Source organism: Amaricoccus sp. B4, from assembly GCF_043226085.1.
Lineage (GTDB): Bacteria > Pseudomonadota > Alphaproteobacteria > Rhodobacterales > Rhodobacteraceae > Amaricoccus.
Window position 1 is genome coordinate 1,162,501 of sequence record NZ_CP171225.1, and the last position, 19,331, is coordinate 1,181,831.

Annotated in this window: 18 protein-coding genes (1 of these 18 running past the window's edge); 2 read left to right on the plus strand and 16 right to left on the minus strand. The window is 66.2% G+C overall.

The window, feature by feature from the left end:
* Positions 1 to 745, plus strand: partial view of a cobyric acid synthase gene (locus ACF66B_RS05560; RefSeq protein ID WP_111431723.1) — the 3' portion only. Its footprint begins 743 nt before the window's first position; only the last 745 of its 1,488 coding nucleotides appear in the window; its start codon lies beyond the left edge, outside the window; its stop codon occupies positions 743 to 745.
* Positions 746 to 814: 69 nt separating this feature from the next.
* On the opposite strand, the gene ACF66B_RS05565 is transcribed toward ACF66B_RS05560, so the two are convergent.
* From ACF66B_RS05565 to ACF66B_RS05575, 3 genes are all read right to left on the minus strand, one after another.
* Entirely contained in the window at positions 815 to 1,606 is a 792-nt protein-coding gene (locus ACF66B_RS05565) for a ferredoxin--NADP reductase (RefSeq protein WP_392664294.1), read from the minus strand.
* A 183-nt stretch (positions 1,607 to 1,789) separates the two neighbouring features.
* Positions 1,790 to 2,596, minus strand: a complete 807-nt coding sequence (locus tag ACF66B_RS05570; RefSeq protein WP_111431713.1) for a metallophosphoesterase — start codon at positions 2,594 to 2,596, stop codon at positions 1,790 to 1,792.
* Positions 2,593 to 3,579 (minus strand): diacylglycerol kinase family protein, encoded by a 987-nt coding sequence (locus ACF66B_RS05575; protein WP_162683427.1) that lies wholly within the window; start codon positions 3,577 to 3,579, stop codon positions 2,593 to 2,595. The genes ACF66B_RS05570 and ACF66B_RS05575 overlap by 4 nt, the downstream gene beginning before the upstream one ends.
* Positions 3,580 to 3,853: 274 nt before the next feature.
* Between ACF66B_RS05575 and ACF66B_RS05580 the strand changes: the two genes are divergently transcribed.
* A complete protein-coding gene (locus ACF66B_RS05580; RefSeq protein WP_111431711.1) occupies positions 3,854 to 5,470 on the plus strand; it encodes a DEAD/DEAH box helicase in 1,617 nt (538 codons plus the stop codon).
* A 100-nt stretch (positions 5,471 to 5,570) separates the two neighbouring features.
* Here ACF66B_RS05580 and ACF66B_RS05585 read toward each other — a convergent pair whose 3' ends face one another.
* The 13 genes from ACF66B_RS05585 to ACF66B_RS05645 all read right to left on the minus strand — a co-directional run bounded on the left by ACF66B_RS05585 (position 5,571) and on the right by ACF66B_RS05645 (position 19,289).
* Positions 5,571 to 7,247 (minus strand): ribonuclease J, encoded by a 1,677-nt coding sequence (locus ACF66B_RS05585; RefSeq protein ID WP_111431710.1) that lies wholly within the window; start codon positions 7,245 to 7,247, stop codon positions 5,571 to 5,573.
* An 11-nt stretch (positions 7,248 to 7,258) separates the two neighbouring features.
* Positions 7,259 to 8,026: a type III pantothenate kinase gene (locus tag ACF66B_RS05590; protein WP_111431709.1), complete on the minus strand. Its 768-nt coding sequence runs from the start codon at positions 8,024 to 8,026 to the stop codon at positions 7,259 to 7,261.
* Positions 8,010 to 8,807 carry a biotin--[acetyl-CoA-carboxylase] ligase gene (locus ACF66B_RS05595; protein WP_111431708.1) on the minus strand — a complete coding sequence of 266 codons (798 nt, stop codon included), beginning with the start codon at positions 8,805 to 8,807 and terminating at the stop codon, positions 8,010 to 8,012. Before ACF66B_RS05595 ends, ACF66B_RS05590 begins: the two co-directional genes overlap by 17 nt.
* A 24-nt stretch (positions 8,808 to 8,831) precedes the next feature.
* Entirely contained in the window at positions 8,832 to 10,271 is a 1,440-nt protein-coding gene (gene nuoN / locus ACF66B_RS05600) for an NADH-quinone oxidoreductase subunit NuoN (RefSeq protein ID WP_111431707.1), read from the minus strand.
* Between the two features lie 19 nt (positions 10,272 to 10,290).
* Positions 10,291 to 11,826, minus strand: coding sequence for an NADH-quinone oxidoreductase subunit M (locus ACF66B_RS05605; protein ID WP_111431706.1), 1,536 nt, complete (start codon positions 11,824 to 11,826; stop codon positions 10,291 to 10,293).
* Between the two features lies 1 nt (position 11,827).
* A complete protein-coding gene (gene nuoL / locus ACF66B_RS05610) occupies positions 11,828 to 13,957 on the minus strand; it encodes an NADH-quinone oxidoreductase subunit L (RefSeq protein WP_111431705.1) in 2,130 nt (709 codons plus the stop codon).
* Positions 13,958 to 13,963: 6 nt separating this feature from the next.
* A complete protein-coding gene (gene nuoK / locus ACF66B_RS05615) occupies positions 13,964 to 14,269 on the minus strand; it encodes an NADH-quinone oxidoreductase subunit NuoK (protein ID WP_111431704.1) in 306 nt (101 codons plus the stop codon).
* Positions 14,266 to 14,880 (minus strand): NADH-quinone oxidoreductase subunit J, encoded by a 615-nt coding sequence (locus tag ACF66B_RS05620; RefSeq protein WP_111431703.1) that lies wholly within the window; start codon positions 14,878 to 14,880, stop codon positions 14,266 to 14,268. The genes nuoK and ACF66B_RS05620 overlap by 4 nt, the downstream gene beginning before the upstream one ends.
* Before the next feature lie 64 nt (positions 14,881 to 14,944).
* Positions 14,945 to 15,436: an NADH-quinone oxidoreductase subunit NuoI gene (nuoI, locus tag ACF66B_RS05625; RefSeq protein WP_111431702.1), complete on the minus strand. Its 492-nt coding sequence runs from the start codon at positions 15,434 to 15,436 to the stop codon at positions 14,945 to 14,947.
* Between the two features lies 1 nt (position 15,437).
* Positions 15,438 to 16,475: an NADH-quinone oxidoreductase subunit NuoH gene (gene nuoH, locus ACF66B_RS05630; protein WP_111431722.1), complete on the minus strand. Its 1,038-nt coding sequence runs from the start codon at positions 16,473 to 16,475 to the stop codon at positions 15,438 to 15,440.
* Between the two features lie 3 nt (positions 16,476 to 16,478).
* The gene (nuoG, locus tag ACF66B_RS05635; RefSeq protein WP_111431701.1) at positions 16,479 to 18,494 is read right to left on the minus strand and encodes an NADH-quinone oxidoreductase subunit NuoG; all 2,016 of its coding nucleotides are present in this window, start codon (positions 18,492 to 18,494) and stop codon (positions 16,479 to 16,481) included.
* Between the two features lie 69 nt (positions 18,495 to 18,563).
* Positions 18,564 to 18,779: a hypothetical protein gene (locus ACF66B_RS05640; protein ID WP_111431700.1), complete on the minus strand. Its 216-nt coding sequence runs from the start codon at positions 18,777 to 18,779 to the stop codon at positions 18,564 to 18,566.
* 9 nt (positions 18,780 to 18,788) lie between these two features.
* Complete coding sequence (locus tag ACF66B_RS05645; protein WP_111431699.1) at positions 18,789 to 19,289, minus strand: DUF3291 domain-containing protein; 501 nt, start codon at positions 19,287 to 19,289, stop codon at positions 18,789 to 18,791.
* Positions 19,290 to 19,331 lie beyond the last annotated feature (42 nt).

A 19,331-nucleotide genomic window follows, 5' to 3' on the forward strand; every position in this document is an offset into this window, starting at 1 on the left:
CATCACCAGCGGCCGGCGGGACGGCCGGATCCGCATCGTCTGCCCGATGCTCTCGCGCATCGCGAATTTCGATGACCTCGATCCGCTGAAGCTCGAACCCGAGGTGTCGCTCGCCATGATCCCGTCGGGCCAGCCGCTCCCGGGGGATGCCGATCTCGTCATCCTTCCCGGCACGAAATCGACCCGGGGCGATCTCGCCTTCCTGCGGGCGCAGGGCTGGGACATCGACCTGCAGGCCCATGTCCGGCGCGGCGGCCGGGTTCTCGGGATCTGTGGCGGCTACCAGATGCTCGGCCACGACATCGCGGACCCGCACGGCATCGAGGGGCCTCCCGGCTCCGATGCGGGCCTTGGCCTCCTCGACATCCGGACCGAGATGACGGCGGAGAAACGCCTCGTCGAGGTGCGCGGCCGCCACCTCGCCTCCGGGCTTCCCGTCACGGGCTACGAGATCCATATCGGCCGCACCACCGGGCCCGATTGCGCCCGGCCGCTTCTCGAGATCGCGGGGCATGCCGATGGCGCGCAATCGTCATCCGGCCGGATTCGCGGCACCTATGTGCACGGGCTTTTCGGCTCGGATGCCTTCCGCGCGGCCTTCCTGCGGGAGATGGGCGGGGGCGGCTCGGCCATCAGCCATGGCGCCGTGGTCGAGGAAACGCTCGACGCCCTCGCCCGCCACATGGAAGACCACCTCGATGTCGCGGGCCTGCTCGCGCTCGCGGAGGGGCCGACAGCCCCCTGAAACCCGATCCGAAACGCAAGACGCCGGCCACTCGGCCGGCGCCACATCCGTTGCGGGAGCCCGCATGCTTCAGTCCACGAAGGCCTTCTCGATCACGAACTGGCCCGGCTCGGAATTCGACCCCTCGATGAAGCCCATCTCCTCGCAGATCGCCTTGTGATCCTGCAGCATCGCCATCGAGCCGCAGATCATCACCCGGTCCGTCGCCGGATCGAGCTGACCGCCCACGGCCGCGGCCAGACGGCCATCGCGGATCCAGTCCGTCATCCGGCCCATGAAGGGCGTCTCCTCGCGCGTCGTCGTGCCGATATGCGTGAGCTTGTCGCCGACGATCTCGCTCAGCAGCTCGTGCGTCACGATCGACTCGCAGAGATGCTTGCCGTAGTCGAGCTCATGCGCCTCGCGGCAGGTCTGCGTGAGGATGACGTGATCGAATTTCTCGTAGGTCTCCGGGTCGCGGATGACGCTGGCAAACGGCGCGATGCCGGTGCCGGTCGAGAAGAGGAAGAGCCGCTTGCCGGGCAGCAGCGCGTCATGGACAAGCGTGCCGACGGGCTTCGGCCGCATCACGATCTCGTCGCCTTCCTTGAGGTGCTGCAGCCGCGAGGTCAGCGGGCCGTCGTCGACCTTGATGGAATAGAATTCCAGATCTTCGTCCCAGGAGGGCGAGGCAATCGAATACGCGCGCAGAAGCGGTTTGCCGTCCACGATCAGGCCGATCATGGCGAATTCGCCGGAGCGGAAGCGGAAACTCTGCGGCCGCTCGCAGTTGAACGAGAAGGTCCGGTCAGTCCAGTGATGAATGTTGCGCACCTTCAACAGGGCAACACCACGCAGCGCCTTCGATACTTCCTGATTCATCTCGATACTCTCCTCGAATGGCACCGCCTATACACCGCTGCGGCGCACACGAAAACCCTGCCGCCGCGAACAGGCTGAACGCGGGTTCCAGCCGCGCCCGCGCCCCTTGGAAAATCCGCCTGCTTCGGAAGCCATTCTCCAGGCATCCGATCCAAGCTGCGTAAAAACTGGATGAAGTTTTCCCTATTTTTGCGCGCCGTCACAGATCTTCCAGCGCTCCCCCGCGCGTTCGAAGCACCGGCTGGCGACGGGCTCGAATCCCTCCGCGCCTTCCTCTGTTGCATAGCGCAACACGGTGAGGGTCTCGCCATCGATCGTCAGGAGATTGAAATCGTTCTCTTCCCCGCGCAACCGGGTCGAAAGCCCGGTGCCCGCCTGCACCTGAAGCGTGCGTGCGTCCTCGAGCCGGGCTGTCACCGGCTCGACCCGCCAGGCATGCAGATGCCCGGCAAGCACCACATCGAACCCGGTGCGCGCGAGCGCCTCGAGCCCCTCCGGCGCCCCCTTCATCAGGGCCTTCGGCTCGTCCGGCACATGCTTGAACGGATGGTGCGCCATGAGGATCTTCACCGGCGCCCGTCCCGCCCGCTCCGCGGCGCGGGCAATGTCGCCCGGCGTCACCCTGCCCCGCTGCCAGGCCAACGGATCGACCGTGTTGAGCCCGACGACGGCGATCTCCTCATCCACATAGACCGGTTCGAGATCGCGCGAGATCCGGCGGCGGTAGCCCGAGAACGGATCGGTCAGCCGCAGCGGCACATTATAGAGCGGCACGTCATGATTTCCCGGCACGGCCAGCCAGTGCAGATCGAGCCGGTCGAGGAACGCGCGCGCCGCACCGAACTGGCTGCGCCGCGCCCGCTGGGTCAGATCGCCCGACAGCGCGACGAGATCCGGCTCGAGATCGCGGATCACTGCGAGCAGCGGCTCGAGAAGCTCCGGCCGGGTCCGCCCGAAATGCAGGTCGGAAAGATGAATGATCCGCCTCATTCCGCCTCGCCCTCGCCCTCGCCCTCACCGGTGGCCCGCGGCACGATCACGCGCAACGCGTCGCGGTGATACCGGAAGGTGAAGGGCCCCGTCATCCGCGCCTTCTCGCCATCGCGCGCAACGAGCATCCGCTTGCGGGCGGTGTCGATCACGATCTCCTGCCCGCGGAGCAGGGTGAAATCCCGTCCCTCCTGCATGCCGCGGAAGGCCAGCCGGAAGGCATAGGCAAGCAGCGCCGGTCCGGTCCGGTCCGGAGCAACGAAGAGCGCGAACTTGCCCTCCTCGACGCAATCCCCACCGGGCAGGTTGAAGACCTCGAGCTGGAAGGCATTGGCCGCAATGAAGATGAGCGGCGAGCGCAGCGTCCGGGTCTCGCCGTCCACGCTCACCTGCATCCGCTGCGACGAGCGCAGCCGCAGCAGGGTCGTCACCACCGACCAGTAGGCGGCAATCCGGCTCCGGCCCCAGCGCTGATAGATCCGCTCGCGTCGCTGCAGGATCATCGCATAGGCGCCGATGCTGGCATTGTTGAGGAAGGCGGCGCCATTCACCTCGCCGAGCCCCATCCCGCGTTCGTCCCCCCGCCGCACGACATCGACGGCCGCCTCGAGCTCTTCGGGCAGATCGAGCGAGCGGGCGAAATAGTTGAACGTGCCGAGCGGCAGGACCCCGAACCGGCTGTCCGACCCGGCAACGCGCGCCGCGATGCCGCAGATCGTGCCATCGCCGCCGGCGGCAACGATGGTGCCGAAGCCTTCCTCCACCGCCGCGCGCGCCGCCCCATCCACCTCGCGGCCCGAGTTGAGCGACCGGATGTCGACCCGCCCGGAATGCGCGGCGAAAAGCCGTTCGAGCTCCCGCGCGACTTCCTGGCGCTTCTTGCCGGATCGCGTGTTGAGGATCACGCAGATATCGTCCTCCCGGCGTGGCGTCACGGCCGCCTGTGCCGCAGAAGCCGTCACCGAAACTGAACTGTCCACCATGGGTCTCCTTGTCACGCACGGAAATTTGCCTGGCGCGCCGATCCCGTCTCGGCAAAGCTCGTGCTGGTCACTCCGGATACAACGGAATCGGGGCCGCTTCGGATCCATTATTTCCTCCCGGAAATAGCGTCGCATGGGCGTTCTCCGGGCGAGGATTGACTTTTTTCCGCAAGTGCGATATTGGGCTCATATCAATGTAGGGCCTCAATACGGAGGCCGGGCCGCGTGGTGATCTGCGGCCGTATCGACCGCAATCTCAAACACGCGAGTCTTGATGACAAGTTTCGAAGACCTTTCGCTCGATCCTCGAGTTCTTCAGGCCGTAACCGAATCCGGTTACACCATCCCCACGCCGATTCAGGCCCAGGCCATTCCGCATGCCCTCGAAGGGCGCGACGTGCTCGGCATCGCCCAGACCGGCACCGGCAAGACGGCCTCGTTCGTTCTGCCCATGCTCTGCTCCCTCTCGCAGGGGCGCGCCCGGGCCCGGATGCCGCGGAGCCTCGTCCTCGCCCCGACGCGCGAGCTCGCGGCCCAGGTTGCCGAGAATTTCGAGAAATACTCGGCCCACCTCAAGCTCTCCATGGCCCTGCTGATCGGTGGCGTCTCCTTCAAGGATCAGGACCGGCTGATCGACCGCGGCGTCGATGTGCTGATCGCGACGCCCGGCCGCCTGCTCGACCATTTCGAGCGGGGCAAGCTCATGCTCACCGGCGTGCAGATCATGGTCGTCGATGAAGCCGACCGCATGCTCGACATGGGCTTCATCCCCGACATCGAGCGCATCTTCAAGTTGGTGCCCTTCACCCGCCAGACGCTCTTCTTCTCGGCCACCATGGCCCCGGAGATCACCCGGATCACCGAGGAGTTTCTCCACAATCCGGTCCGCGTCGAGGTGGCCCGCCAGGCAACCACCTCCGAGACGATCGAGCAGTCGGTCTGCGAACACAAGCCGTCCCGCAAGGATCGCGCCGACAGCGAGAAGCGCGACGTGCTTCGCCGCCTCATCTCCGCCGAGGGCGATGCGCTGACCAACGGCATCATCTTCTGCAACCGCAAGCGCGACGTTGATATCGTCGCGAAATCGCTCAAGCGGCACGGCTTCGACGCCTCCGCCCTGCACGGCGACCTAGACCAGAAGCTCCGGATGCAGATCCTCGGCAGCTTCCGCGATGGCGGCCTCAAGCTCCTCATCGCCTCCGACGTTGCCGCACGCGGCCTCGACATCCCGAATGTGAGCCACGTCTTCAACTACGACGTGCCGATCCATTCGGAAGACTATGTCCACCGCATCGGCCGGACGGGCCGCGCCGGCCGCGCCGGCAAGTCCATCACCCTCTGCCTGCCGCATGAGGAAAAATACCTCGCGAAGATCGAGGAGCTGGTGAAAAAGACCATCCCGCGCACCGAAAGCCCGCTTGCGGGCTCTGCCCGGGCCGAGGCCGCGGACGCGCAGGATACGGAGGCCCCTGTCCGGGAGCGCCGCTCCGCATCGCGCAGCCGCCGCCGCTCCGAAGGCGAAAGCAGCACCGCCGCGGCTCCGGCCGCCGCCGCCACACCGGCGCCGCAGCAGCAGCGCGCCCCCCGCGGCGAAGGCCGCTCGAGGGGCCGCGATGGTGGCCGCGACTCCGGGGGCCGGATCGTCGGCATGGGCGATCATGTCCCCGCCTTCCTGCTTCGCGATTTCCGCGGCGCCCCGGCCGAGGCCGACGAGGTCGCAACGGCCGAAGCGCCGGAAGAAGCCGTGGTGGAAACTGCCGCCGAAGAGAAGAAACCGGCGGCCCGCAAGCCCCGCCGCAGCACGCAATCGCGCCGCAAGAAGGTTGCCACGGAGCCGGCTCCGGCCACGGAAGCCGAATCCGCGGACGCATCTCCCTCCGCCGCGGCCTGATCCATTCAGGGAATCAGGAAAAACGGTCCGGACTGTTTCAGTCCGGACCGTTTTTTCTTTGAAACATCAAGGGTCGTCCCGCCCCTGAAGGGCCGCCGTCTCAGGCTTCGAGACGGCTGATCATCACCCGGCAGACCGGCTTCTTGCCGATCGTGGTATTGCAGAGACGCGAGCAGGTGCGCTGCACCAGCTCCTCGAGCGCATCGTCGTCCCCGATCACCGAACGGTTCGCGCGCGAAAGCACCGCCTCGATCTCGGCCTCCAGCGTTCCTTCGAGCCCGTCCCGCAGCTTGGGATCATCCGGCAGCCCCATGCCCTCGACCCAGACGCCGCCGAGCGGCCGCCCGCTTTCGTCGATGATGATGCTCACGACCACCGCGCCGCGCATCGCCATCCGCAGGCGCTCGCGCACCACGCCGTCGAGCGCCCCGATGAGCTGCGTGCCGTCAAGATAGACCCGCCCGGTCTCGACATGCTCGACAACCATCGGCGTTTCCGCCGCCAGATCCAGCATCGTCCCGTTCGGCGCCACGATGGCCTTCAGCCCCCGGCTCTCGCCAAGCTCGGCATGGGTCGAGAGATGACGGTGCTCGCCATGCATCGGCACCAGCACGTCGGGCCGGACGAGATCGTGCATCGTTTCGAGATCGGGTCGGTTGGGATGGCCGGAGACGTGATAGAGCCCGCCGCTCTCGTCCACCACCTTCACGCCCTTTTCGCTGAGCTGGTTGAGAATCCGCGCCACCGCGACCTCGTTGCCGGGAATCGTCTTCGACGAGAACAGGAACATGTCCCCGGCCTTGAGCTCCATTCCCATGTAGCGGCCGTTCGCGAGCTGCGCCGTCGCCGCGCGCCGCTCGCCCTGGCTGCCGGTTGCCAGCACCAGAAGCTCGCTCCGCGGCCGGTCGGCCGCGTCGATCGGATCGAGGAGCGGCGGGAAGCTCTCGAGAATCTCGGTGACCTGCGCATTGCGCAGCATCGTCGACATGGCGCGCCCGACCACGACGACCTGCCGGCCCGCCGCGCGCCCGGCCTCCGCCAGCGTCTTGAGCCGTGCGACGTTCGAGGCAAAGGTCGTCGCGACCACCATGCCCTCCGCCGAGGCGATCAGATCACGGATCGGCTGCGCCAGAAGCGATTCCGAACGCCCCGGATGCGTGTTGAAGACATTGGTCGAATCGCAGATCAGCGCGCGAACCCCCTGGTCCCCGATCGCGCGGAAGGTCTCCGGCGAGAAGGGCTCGCCCACCACCGGATCGGCATCGACCTTGAAATCGCCCGTGTGCAGGATGCGCCCCGCCGGCGTCTCGATCAGCAGGCTCGAGGATTCCGGGATCGAATGCGACACCGGCACGAAGCCGACGCGGAACGGCCCGGCCTGCACCATGTGTGGCCAGGGCGCCTCCTGCCGCACCTCCAGCACATCGAGCCCCGCGCGTTCCATCTTGTCCTGCGCCAGCGCGGCGGTGAAGCGGCGCGCGTGAACCGGCGCCTTCAGCCGCGGCCAGAGATGGCCGAGCGCACCCACATGATCCTCATGGCCATGGGTGATGAAGATCCCCTCGAGCCGGTCGGCGCGGGCCTGCACCCAGGAGGGGTCCGCCATGATGAGATCGATGCCCGGCGAGCTTTCCATGTCGCCGAAGGTCACGCCGACATCGACAAGGATCAGCCGCTCCTGCCCTTCGGGACCGTAGCCGTAGACATACATGTTCATGCCGATTTCACCTGCCCCGCCGAGCGGGAGGTAGATGAGCCGGTTCTTCTTTTCGGGCATACGGGGCGGTCTCACTCTCTGTTCAGTCGGTCGATCAACACGAGGCCGTGGATCGTCAGTTTTGTATCGATGATCTCCAGGACATCCGTACCCTGGGCGAAAAGGGTCGACAGGCCGCCGGTTCCGATGACGGTCATCGGGATGCCGCGTTCTTCCCGGATCCGGGCACAGATGCCCTCGATCAGACCCACATATCCCCAGAACACACCCGACTGCATGCAGGCAAGCGTATTCGTGCCGACAACCTGCGCGGGTTTCGTCACATCGATATGCGGAAGGGCGGCGGCGGCGTCATGCAGCGCCTTGAGCGAGAGGTTGACGCCCGGCGAGATCACCCCGCCCTCATAGGCGCCATCCGCACCGACAACATCGAATGTCGTGGCGGTGCCGAAATCCACCACGATGAGATTGCCACCATAGCGATCATGCGCCCCGACCGTGTTGACCAGCCGGTCCGCCCCCACCGTCGTCGTCGGATCCACCCGCACCGGCACCCCGAGCCGGACGTCGGGCTTGCCGACGACCAGCGGGCGGCAGCGGTAATACCGGTCCGAGAGCACCCGCAGATTGAACACCACCCGCGGCACCACGGAGGAGATCACGACCGAGAGGATCTCGCCGGTGATGCCGTGAAATTCCCGCAGCTGCTGGAGCCAGACGAAATACTCGTCCGCCGTCCGCTGATGCTCCGTGGCGCAGCGCCACTCGGCGATGATCTCGCGCCCGTCATGGATCGCAAAGACGGTGTTGGTGTTGCCGACGTCAATCGCGAGCAGCATGGTGGGTCTCCCCGGACAGGATCTGCGGCGTGAAGAAGATCTCCGCCGCCGGGAGCGCGACGCGCCCGGATGCCGTATCGAGCAGGATCGCGCCGCTCTCGTCGAGGCTGCGGAAGATGCCGCGGATCTCGCGCCCCGGCAGCCGCGCCGTCACCTCCTCGCCGATCCGCGCCGCCCGCGCGAGCCAGGCCGCACGGATCGGCCCGAAGCCCTCCCGGCGCAGCCGCGCTTCCCAGTGCTCGAACCGCGGCGCGAGAAGATCGAGAAACTCTGCCGGCGGGACGGAAATCCCCGTCGCTTCCGCCAGACTGATCGGCGGCACCGCCCCGGCCTCGAGCGCCGCGGCATCGGGGCTCGCCGCGAGATTGACGCCAATGCCGATCACCAGCGCCACCGGCGCATGGCGCGGGCCGGCTCCGGTCTCGAGCAGGATGCCGGCAAGCTTGTGCCCGGAAAGCAGCACGTCGTTCGGCCACTTGAGCGCGAAAAGCTGCGGCCGCCCGGTCGCATCGACCAGCGCGTCATGGAGCGCAAGTGCGGCGGTGAAGGAGCGCAGCGCCGCCTCGGCCGGTCCGCCCGGCGGCGTGAAGGCGTAGCTCGCGTAGAAATTGCCGGGAAGGGAGGACCAGCCCCGCCCGCGCCGGCCGCGCCCCATGGTCTGACGGCCGGCAAGGATCCAGAACGGGCCGGTCTCTCCCCCGGCGATCCGCCTCAGAGCCTCGGCATTCGTGCTGTCGAGCGCCTCGTGTACGCTGCGCCCGACGCTGGCAGGCCAATCCATCACGGCCGGTCCGTCATCCGCCGGTCACTGGACCAGCGTGGCGGCGGCCGAAGCGGCGAGGGATTCGACACCGAAGAGGTTGATGATGCCGAGCACCATCGCGAGCGCCGATGCCCCGAGCAGCCCCCAGTGGATCGACGGCATCCGGCCATCGAGGGGTTCCACCTCCTGGCCGAAATACATGAGGTAGACGATGCGCAGATAGTAATAGGCGCCGATCACGCTCGCGACGACACCGGCCACCGCCAGCCACACGAGGCCCGCATCCACCGCCGCCTTCAGCACGTAGAACTTCCCGAAGAACCCGACGAGCGGCGGAATTCCGGCGAGGCTGAACATGAGCACGGCCAGCGCCGCCGCCCGCGCCGGATCGACTCGCGAGTAGAGGCCGAGCGAGGCGATATCGGTCACCTGCTGCCCGTCGCGGCGCATGTTGAGGATGAAGGCAAAGACGCCGACGTTCATCGTCACGTAGATGGCGAGATAGATGAGCAGCGACTGCGCGCCCTCCTGCGTGCCGGCCGCGAGGCCGAGCAGCGCGTAGCCCATGTGCCCGATCGAGGAATAGGCCATCAGGCGCTTGATGTTGGTCTGCCCGATCGCCGCGAAGGAGCCGAGGAACATCGAGAAGAGCGAGAGCAGCGCCAGCACCTGCTGCCAGTCCGCCACCGCATTGCCGAAGGCATCGAAGAGCACGCGCGCCAGCATCGCCGCCGCCGCGACCTTGGGCGCGGTGGAGAAGAACGCCGTCACCGGGGTGGGCGAGCCTTCATAGACATCGGGCGTCCACATGTGGAACGGCACCGCCGAGATCTTGAAGGCCATGCCCGCGATGAGGAAGACGAGGCCGAAGACGAGGCCCACCGACATCGGCTCGCCGCCACCGGCGACCATGGCGATGCCCGCGAACATCGTCGTGCCGGAGAAGCCGTAGGTGAGGCTCGCGCCATAGAGCAGCAGCCCCGAGGAGAGCGCGCCCAGCACGAAATACTTGAGCCCCGCCTCGGTCGAGCGCAGCGAGTCGCGCCGGAATGCCGCCACCACGTAGAGTGCAAGCGACTGAAGCTCGAGCCCGAGATAGAGCACGATCAGGTCGGCGGCCGAGACCATGATGAGCATGCCGACGGTCGCCAGCACGATCAGCACCGGATACTCGAACTTCATCAGCTCGTTGCGCGACAGGAAATCGGCGCTGAGCGCGAGCGTGGCCGCCGCCCCGAAGAGCACCATCACCTTGGCAAAGCGCGCATAGCCGTCGGACACGAAGGAGCCGTCGAAGGCGGTCTGCGTGCCGCCGGCGTGAACGCCGACCCAGAGCCCGACCGCGACGAGCACCCCCGTCGAGACCCAGAGGATCATGCGGCTTGCGTCCCGTCCCGCATAGGCGCCCCACATCAGCGCCCCCATGGCATAGAGCGCGAGCACGAGTTCCGGTGCGATCACGGAAAGGTCTTGGCCGAGCATCTGTTGTCTCCCGGGAGCGTCAGTTCTGCGCGAGCGTCGTGGCCGCCGCCGCGAGCGCCGAGTCGGTGTGATGGACGAGAGCGGTGACCGAAGGTCCGATCACGTCGAGAATGAGCGAGGGGTAGATCCCGAGCAGCAGCGTCGCGGCAACCAGCGGCGCGAAGAGCAGCTTCTCCCGGCCCGAGAGATCGGCGATGGTCTTGAGGCTCTCCTTGATGAGATCCCCGAACATCACCTTGCGGTAGAGCCAGAGCGCGTAGCAGGCCGAGAGGATCACGCCGAAGGCCGCGAAGAAGGCGACCCAGGTGCTCACCTGGAAGACGCCTGAGAGCGTCAGGAATTCGCCGACGAAGCCCGACGTGCCCGGCAGCCCCACATTGCCCATGGTGAAGAGCAGGAAGATCAGCGCGTAGACGGGCATGCGGATCACGAGCCCGCCATAGGCGGCGATCTCGCGGGTGTGCATCCGGTCGTAGATCACGCCGACGATGAGGAAGAGCGCGCCGGAGACGAAGCCGTGGCTCAGCATCTGGAAGATCGCGCCGTCGAGCCCCTGCTGGTTGAAGGCAAAGATCCCCATCGTCACGAAGCCCATGTGGGCGACCGAGGAATAGGCGATCAGCTTCTTCATGTCTTCCTGCATGATCGCGACGAGGCTCGTGTAGACGATGGCGATCACCGAAATCGTGAAGATGAAATCCTGCATCACCTCCGAGCCCACCGGAAACATCGGCAGCGAGAAGCGCAGGAAGCCGTAGCCGCCCATCTTCAGGAGGATCGCCGCCAGCACCACCGACCCGGCCGTCGGCGCCTGCACATGCGCGTCAGGCAGCCAGGTGTGCACCGGCCACATCGGCATCTTCACCGCGAAGCTGGCGAAGAAGGCGAGGAACATCAGCGTCTGCGCGCCGCCCGCGATGGTGAACCCGAGCACATGCATCGTCTCGGAGTCGAACTGGTGCGTGAGCAGCGTCGGAATGTCCGTCGTCCCGGCCTGATAGTACATCGCGATCATCGCGACGAGCATGAGCACCGAGCCGAGCAGCGTGTAGAGGAAGAACTTGAACGAGGCGTAGATCCGGTCCTTGCCGCCCCAGATCCCGATGATGAGGAACATCGGAATGAGGCCCGCCTCGAAGAAGACGTAGAAGAGGATGAGATCGAGCGCACAGAACACGCCGATCATCAGCGTCTCGAGCACGAGGAAGGCGACCATGTATTCCTTCACCCGGCTCGTCACGTGCCAGCTCGCGCCGATGACGATGGGCATGAGGAAGGTGGTCAGCATCACGAAGAGCACGGAGATTCCGTCCACGCCCATCTTGTAGGTCAGCCCGCCGAGCCAGGCCCCCTCCTCGACGAACTGGAACCCGGTATCGGTCGGATCGAAGCCCAGCAGCACGAAGAGCGAGAGGATGAAGGTCGCGGCGGTGGTGAAGAGCGCGAGCAGCTTGGCGTTGCGCTGCGCCATCTCGTCCTCGCCCTTGAGGAAGACGAGCAGGACGACGGCGCCGATCAGCGGCAGGAACGTGATGAGCGAAAGCAGGCTGTTCATCTTACCCGGCACTCCCGATGCTGAGCCAGAGGGTGAGCAGGATCAGTCCGACCACCATGGCGAGCGCGTAATGGAACAGGTATCCCGACTGCGCCCGGCCCGCGAGCCGCGTGACGAAGGGCACGAACCCCATGGCGACGCCGTTGATGGTCCCGTCGATGGTCGCCCCGTCCCCCTTCTTCCAGAGGAAGGTGCTGAGCCAGCGGACAGGCCGGACGAAGATCACGTCGTAGATCTCGTCGAAATACCACTTGTTGAGCAGGAACCGGTAGAGGATCGGCTGGGTCTCGGCGAGCGCCTTCGGGCGGCTCGGGTCGAGAATGTAGAACCAGTAGGCGATCGCGAAACCGATCAGCATGGCGACAAAGGGCGAGACCTTCACCCAGACGGGCGATTCATGCGCCATCTCGATGGTGTGGTTGTCCGGCCCGAAGAAGACCGCGCCCTGGGGCGCCGTCTCGCCGGCATGAACCGCATCCGCGCCGGTCTCCGAAGCCACCACGTCGCCGTGATCCGCCGTCGCCGCCGCGTCGTGCCCGGCCTCAGCCGGCGCCGCGCCGTGGCCCTCGCCCTCGGCAACCGTCTCCTCGTGGTGGACCGGAAGGCCGAAGAAGGCGTTCATCCGCTCGTGATTGCCGAAGAACGGGCCATACCAGATCATGCCCGCGAAGATCGCGCCGGCCGCCAGGACGCCGAGCGGGATCAGCATCACCCGCGGGCTCTCGTGGGCATGGTCATGGGCGTGATGATCGCCCCGCGGCTTCCCGTGGAAGGTCATGAACACCAGCCGCCAGGAATAGAACGAGGTGAAGGCCGCCGCGATGACCAGGGACCAGAAGGCGAAGCCCGCCATGGCGTTGGAGCCCGCATGCGCGCTCTCGATGATCGCATCCTTCGAGAGGAAGCCCGCGAAGCCGATCGAGGTGAGCGGAATGCCGACGCCGGTGATCGCGAGCGTGCCCGCCATCATCGTCCAGTAGGTGAAGGGCACCTTGGATTTCAGCCCGCCGTAATTCCGCATGTCCTGCTCGTGGTGCATCGCGGTGATGACCGAGCCCGCGCCGAGGAACAGGAGCGCCTTGAAGAAGGCGTGCGTGAAGAGGTGGAACATCGCGACCGGATAGGCGCCGACGCCGGCGGCCACGAACATGTAGCCGAGCTGCGAACAGGTCGAATAGGCGATCACCCGCTTGATGTCGTTCTGCACGAGACCCACGGTCGCCGCGAAGAACGCCGTCATCGCACCGATGAAGGTGATGAAGGTGAGCGTGCCCGGCGCGAATTCCAGCACCGGCGACATGCGGCAGACGAGGAAGACGCCCGCCGTCACCATGGTCGCGGCATGGATCAGCGCCGAAACCGGGGTCGGGCCTTCCATCGCGTCCGGCAGCCAGGTGTGAAGGAACAGCTGCGCCGATTTGCCCATCGCCCCGATGAAGAGCAGGAACGCCGCGATCTCGGCCGCGTTCCATTCCCGCCAGAGGAAGGTGAACTGCGTCTGCGCGATCTCCGGCGCGGCGGCGAAGATGTCGTTGAAATGGATCGAGTCGACGAGGAAGTAGAGCGAGAAGATCCCCATCAGGAAGCCGAAGTCACCGACGCGGTTGACGATGAAGGCCTTCATCGCCGCGTTGTTGGCGCTCGCCTTGCGATAGTAGAACCCGATCAGCAGGTAGGAGGCGACGCCCACGCCTTCCCAGCCGAAGAACATCTGCAGCAGGTTGTCGGCGGTCACCAGCGCGAGCATCGCGAAGGTGAAGAAGGAGAGATAGGCGAAGAAGCGCGGCAGGTAGCTCTCGCCCTCCTTCCAGTTCTCGTCATGCCCCATGTAGCCGAGGCTGTAGAGATGCACGAGCGAGGAGACCGTCGTCACCACCACCAGCATGATGCAGGTGAGCCGGTCGACCCGGACGCCCCAGTCGGCCGAAAGCGTCCCCGAGGCGATCCAGCGGAAGAGCGGCACGCTCTCGGTCTGGCCGTTGAAGGAGAAGAAGACGATCCAGGACAGGAAGCAGACGAAGAAGAGAATGCCCGTCGCGACATAGGTCGCGGCCTTCTCGCCGATCATCCGGTGGCCGAAGCCGCAGATGAGGGCGCCGAAGAAGGGCAGAAGCAGAATGAGCGAGACCATCTTTTCCTAGCCCTTCATCATGTTGATGTCTTCGACCGCGATGGTGCCGCGGTTACGGAAGAAGCAGACGAGAATGGCGAGCCCGATGGCCGCCTCGGCCGCCGCGACCGTCAGGATGAAGAGTGTGAAGACCTGCCCGACGAGGTCGCCGAGGTAGGCCGAGAAGGCCACCATGTTGATGTTGACCGCGAGCAGCATGAGCTCGATCGACATCAGGATGATGATGACGTTCTTCCGGTTCACGAAGATCCCGAAGATGCCGGTCACGAAGAGGATCGCCGCGACGGCAAGATAATGGCTCAGTCCGATCATGCGCCCTGCCCCGGTTTGATGTCGAGAAGATCGACCGCGGTCGCCGGATCGCGGTACATCTGCGAGATGACGTCCTGGCGCTTCACGCCGGCCCGCCTGCGGTGGGTGAGCACGATCGCCCCGATCATCGCGACCAGGAGCACGAGGCCCGCCGCCTCGAAGAGGAAGACATATTTCGTGTAGAGCAGGTTGCCGAGCGCGACGGTGTTCGACACCTCCGCCGGGTCGGGCGTGACCGCGGCGCGGAGCGACATCGCCGTCTCGTCCACCTGCCAGCCGCCGAAGGCGAAGCCCAGCTGCACCAGCAGCACCACCGCGATCAGCAGCCCGACCGGCAGATAGCGCGCCATGCCCGACTTGAGCTCGGCGAAGTCGACGTCGAGCATCATCACCACGAAGAGGAAGAGCACCGCGACCGCGCCCACGTAGACGATGAGCATCAGCATCGCGACGAACTCGGCCCCGAGCAGCACGAAGAGCCCGCCCGCCGACAGGAAGGCCAGGATGAGCCAGAGCACCGAATGGACCGGGTTCCGGGCGAAGACAACGAAGGCGCCTGCCACGACCGCGATCACGGCGAAGAGGTAGAAGGCGAAGACGGCGAAGCTCATGAGAGACCCCCCTCCTGGCTGCGGCCCGTTCCGCGGGCCCTGGTCACGATCGGCGGCGTATCGGTCATCTGTAAGGCGCGTCCAGCTCGAGGTTGCGGGCGATTTCGGCCTCCCAGCGATCACCGTTCTCGAGGAGCTTTGCCTTGTCGTAGAACAGCTCCTCGCGGCTTTCGGTCGCGAACTCGAAATTCGGCCCCTCGACGATCGCATCCACCGGGCAGGCTTCCTGGCAGAAGCCGCAGTAGATGCATTTCGTCATGTCGATGTCGTAGCGCGTCGTCCGGCGGCTGCCGTCGTCGCGCGGCTCGGCATCGATGGTGATCGCCTGCGCCGGGCAGATCGCCTCGCAGAGCTTGCAGGCGATGCAGCGTTCCTCGCCGTTCGCATAGCGCCGGAGCGCGTGCTCGCCGCGGAAGCGCGGGGAAAGCGGCCCCTTCTCGTGCGGATAGTTGAGCGTCGGGCGCGGCTTGACGAAATACTTCATGCCCAGCTTGAAGCCTGCGAAGAAGTCCGCGAGCAGGAAGTAACGTGCCGCCTTTGCGTAGGTGAATGCCATGTCAGCCTCCGATTGCCCAGCGCTGGTAGGCACCCCAGAACCAGCCGTAATGCGCCATGAGCCCCACGATCACCACCCAGGCAAGCGAGAAGGGCAGGAAGAACTTCCAGCCGATCCGCATGAGCTGGTCGTAGCGGTAGCGCGGCACGATCGCCTTCACCATCGAGAAGATGAAGAAGAAGAAGCCCATCTTGAGGACCATCCAGAAGAGCCCGTCGGGCAGCCCCGGAATGGGCGAGAGCCAGCCGCCGAAGAAGAGGATCGACATCAGCGCGCACATGAACACGACCGCCATCAGCTCGCCGATCATGAAGAGCAGGAAGGGCGTCGAGGAATATTCCACCTGATAGCCCGCCACGAGCTCCGATTCCGCTTCCGGAAGGTCGAAGGGCGGCCGGTTCGTCTCCGCCAGCGCCGAGATGAAGAACAGGAACACCATCGGCAGATGCGGCAGCCAGTACCAGGAGAAGAAGCCGAAATCCCCGTCCTGCGCCCGCACGATCTGGCTGAGGTTGAGCGAGCCCGTCGAGATCAGCACGCCGACGATGATGAGGCCGATCGAGACCTCGTAGGAGATCATCTGCGCCGCCGAGCGGAGGCTGCCGAGGAAGGGATACTTCGAGTTCGACGCCCAGCCGCCCATGATGACGCCATAGACCTCGAGCGAGGAGATGGCGAAGATGAAGAGGATCCCGACATTGAGGTCGGAGATCACCCAGCCGTCACCGAAGGGCACCACCGCCCAGACGATCAGCGAGGTGATGAAGCTGATCATCGGCGCCATGAAGAAGACGAACTTGTCGGCGCCCGAGGGCACCACCACTTCCTTGACGATATACTTCAGGAAGTCGGCGAAGCTCTGCATGAGCCCCCAGGGACCCACCACGTTCGGCCCGCGCCGGATCTGCACCGCCGCCCAGATCTTGCGGTCGGCATACATCAGGAACGCGAGGCTCACGAGGATGAGCACCGTCACGAGCAGACACTGGGCGAGAATGATGACGAAGATGCCCAGACCGGTATCGAAAAAGCCGTCCATCATTCACTCCGCTGCCAGGGGCCGGGCCCGGTCGCTCGCCAGCTTCGCCAGCTCCGCCATCACCTGGCTGGCCCGCATGATCGGGTTCGCGAGGTAGTGTGCCGTGACCGGCGAAACGAAATCGCCTTCGGACATATCGCCCGAGGCCACCGGCGTCCATGCGTTTTCCGGGACAACATCGAGCGCGCCGAGATGCGGCACCGCCTCGGTCATCGCCGCCCGCAGCGCGCCCAGCGTATCGAAGGGCAGCGTCGCGCCGAGCTCGGCCGAAAGCGCCCGCAGGATCGCCCAGTTCTCGCGCGCGTCGCCCGGCGGGAAGCCCGCCCGGTTCGCCATCTGCGGCCGGCCCTCGGTGTTGACGAAGATCCCCGCCTCTTCCGTGTAGGCCGCGCCCGGCAGGATCACGTCCGCCCGGTGCGCGCCACGATCGCCGTGGCTGCCCTGATAGATCACGAAGGCGCCGTCCGGCAGGTCGATCTCGTCTACGCCGAGATTGTAGATCACCTCGGCCCCGTCGAGCGCCGCGTCGAGCCCGCCCTCGGTCGTGAAGCCCAGATCCATCGCGCCGACCCGCGCCGCCGCGGTGTGGAGCACGAGGAACTTGCTGCGCGAATTCTCCACGAGCCGCATCGCGGCCGCGAGACAGGCCTCGCCATCCGCGCCGGTGAGGGCGCCCTGCCCGATCACGACGACCGTTTCCAGCTCCTTCGCGCGGCCGATCTCCTTGTCGGCGAGATCGGCAAGCGCCGCCCGGCCGGGCCCGACGTTCACCACGTCATAGCTGAGATCCGTGGGCTGGCCGACATGGCCGACCGTCGCGCCGCGCAGCCAGGCCTTGCGGATGCGCGCATTGAGAACCGGCGCTTCCAGCCGCGGGTTGACCCCGACGAGCTGGATCATCTGCGCATGTTCCAGATCCTCGATCGTCGCGGTGCCGACATAGCCCGAGCGGTTGCCCGCGGGCAGCTTCGCGCCGTCGACCCGGCATTCCGTGCTCCAGCCCAGCGATTTCGCCAGCGCGCCGAGCGCGTAGACCGCCTCGGTCGAGGCCAGATCCCCGGCCAGTGCCGCGACCTTCCGGCCCTTCGTCGCCGCCGCGATCGCCTTGAAGGCCTCGCCCCAGGTTGCGGGCTTGAGCTTGCCGTCCACCCGCACATAGGGCTTGTCGAGGCGCTGGCGCCGCAGCCCATCCCAGATGAAGCGCGAGCGGTCCGCGAGCCATTCCTCGTTCACGCCGTCATGGTTGCGCGGCACGATCCGCATCACCTCGCGGCCCTTCACGTCGACCCGGATGTTGGAGCCGAGCGCGTCCATCACGTCGATGGACTCGGTCTTCTTCAGCTCCCAGGGCCGGGCGGTGAAGGCATAGGGCTTGGAGGTGAGCGCGCCCACCGGGCAGAGATCGATCACGTTGCCCTGCATCTCGGAGGTCAGCATCGCGCCGAGATAGGAGGTGATCTCGCTGTCCTCACCGCGGCCGGTCTGGCCCATTTCCGGCACGCCCGCGACCTCGGTGATGAAGCGCACGCAGCGGGTGCAGGAGATGCAGCGCGTCATGCAGGTGCCGACGAGCGGGCCGAGATCCATGTCCACCGCCGCGCGCTTCGGCTCGCGGTAGCGGGAGAAATCGACGCCATAGGCCATCGCCTGGTCCTGCAGGTCGCATTCGCCGCCCTGGTCGCAGATCGGGCAGTCGAGCGGGTGGTTGATGAGCAGGAACTCCATCACCCCTTCGCGCGCCTTCTTGACCATCGGGCTCTTGGTCTTGATTTCCGGCGGGGCGCCTTCCGGGCCGGGCCGCAGATCCTTCACCTGCATCGCGCAGGAGGCCGCCGGCTTCGGCGGGCCGCCCACCACCTCGACGAGGCACATCCGGCAGTTCCCGGCGATCGAGAGCCGCTCATGGTAACAGAAGCGCGGCACCTCGACGCCGGCTTCCTCGCAGGCCTGGAGCAGCGTCATGCGAGGATCGACCTCTATCTCCATCCCGTCGATGATGACTTTGCGTAGGTCGCTCATCTCAACGCTCCAACAAATCCTGCTTCGTGTTCCGGGGCGGCGATCCGCCCAGCTGCATCGCTCATGCGCTCACTCCCCGCGATCCATCGGCCAGCGCTTGAACGCGAGGATCCAGAGCGCGACCACGTTGACGAGCGGGATGAGCGCCAGCAGCCCCCAGAACCCGGAATGCCCGGTCCGCGACCAGAGCTTCCAGAAGGGAATGACCGCGAGCGCCGCGAAGAGCAGGAACATGACCATGCTCATGATCGGATTGCCCTCGGAGATGATGACCTCTTCGTTCATGTCCCGCTCCTATTCCGCCGCGACGGCGCTGCAGTTCCGCTCCCGCCACAGCCGCGCTTCCTTCAGATACGACCAGCCGAAGGCCTGATCGCTGTCGCCATGGGCCCGCTTGTGCTCGAGCCGCCCGAGCGCCTCCTCGAGCGTCGGCCTGTGCCCCGCGGGCACCCACCACATGACGAAATGCATCTCGCCCAAGACCTCGAACCACTCCGCCCGGCGCTCGTAGAACTGCCGGTGCACCGTGTTCCAGACGAAGCTCTCCAGCGTCTCGACGCTCTCCCAGACCGTGAGGTTCGAGACGAACCGCGCATCGCCGCCGATCTTCGTCTCGGTGTTCCCCGTGCCCGGCTCGCCCGAGCCCTCCATCATCCAGACGAACCCCGGCATCCGCTTGCCGAGCCCGTTCACCCGATCGAGCGCCGCCATGAACTCGGCCACGCGCGGATCGCCCGGCTCGGCCAGGAGCCGCCCGACGTTGAGCTCCGCGAGGTGATGTCCTTCCGGTGTCATGACCGCTCCAGTTCGTGGTCCGATGCCTGACGGCTCCCGCAC

Coding starts and splice junctions, on each gene's coding strand:
- ACF66B_RS05565 (WP_392664294.1), bottom strand. CDS start 1,606: ATGAATCAGGAAGTATCGAAGGCGCTGCGTGGTGTTGCCCTGTTGAAG.
- ACF66B_RS05570 (WP_111431713.1), bottom strand. CDS start 2,596: ATGAGGCGGATCATTCATCTTTCCGACCTGCATTTCGGGCGGACCCGG.
- ACF66B_RS05575 (WP_162683427.1), bottom strand. CDS start 3,579: ATGGTGGACAGTTCAGTTTCGGTGACGGCTTCTGCGGCACAGGCGGCC.
- ACF66B_RS05580 (WP_111431711.1), top strand. CDS start 3,854: ATGACAAGTTTCGAAGACCTTTCGCTCGATCCTCGAGTTCTTCAGGCC.
- ACF66B_RS05585 (WP_111431710.1), bottom strand. CDS start 7,247: ATGCCCGAAAAGAAGAACCGGCTCATCTACCTCCCGCTCGGCGGGGCA.
- ACF66B_RS05590 (WP_111431709.1), bottom strand. CDS start 8,026: ATGCTGCTCGCGATTGACGTCGGCAACACCAACACCGTCTTTGCGATC.
- ACF66B_RS05595 (WP_111431708.1), bottom strand. CDS start 8,807: ATGGATTGGCCTGCCAGCGTCGGGCGCAGCGTACACGAGGCGCTCGAC.
- nuoN (WP_111431707.1), bottom strand. CDS start 10,271: ATGCTCGGCCAAGACCTTTCCGTGATCGCACCGGAACTCGTGCTCGCG.
- ACF66B_RS05605 (WP_111431706.1), bottom strand. CDS start 11,826: ATGAACAGCCTGCTTTCGCTCATCACGTTCCTGCCGCTGATCGGCGCC.
- nuoL (WP_111431705.1), bottom strand. CDS start 13,957: ATGGTCTCGCTCATTCTGCTTCTGCCCTTCTTCGGCGCCCTCATCTGC.
- nuoK (WP_111431704.1), bottom strand. CDS start 14,269: ATGATCGGACTGAGCCATTATCTTGCCGTCGCGGCGATCCTCTTCGTG.
- ACF66B_RS05620 (WP_111431703.1), bottom strand. CDS start 14,880: ATGAGCTTCGCCGTCTTCGCCTTCTACCTCTTCGCCGTGATCGCGGTC.
- nuoI (WP_111431702.1), bottom strand. CDS start 15,436: ATGGCATTCACCTACGCAAAGGCGGCACGTTACTTCCTGCTCGCGGAC.
- nuoH (WP_111431722.1), bottom strand. CDS start 16,475: ATGGACGGCTTTTTCGATACCGGTCTGGGCATCTTCGTCATCATTCTC.
- nuoG (WP_111431701.1), bottom strand. CDS start 18,494: ATGAGCGACCTACGCAAAGTCATCATCGACGGGATGGAGATAGAGGTC.
- ACF66B_RS05640 (WP_111431700.1), bottom strand. CDS start 18,779: ATGAACGAAGAGGTCATCATCTCCGAGGGCAATCCGATCATGAGCATG.
- ACF66B_RS05645 (WP_111431699.1), bottom strand. CDS start 19,289: ATGACACCGGAAGGACATCACCTCGCGGAGCTCAACGTCGGGCGGCTC.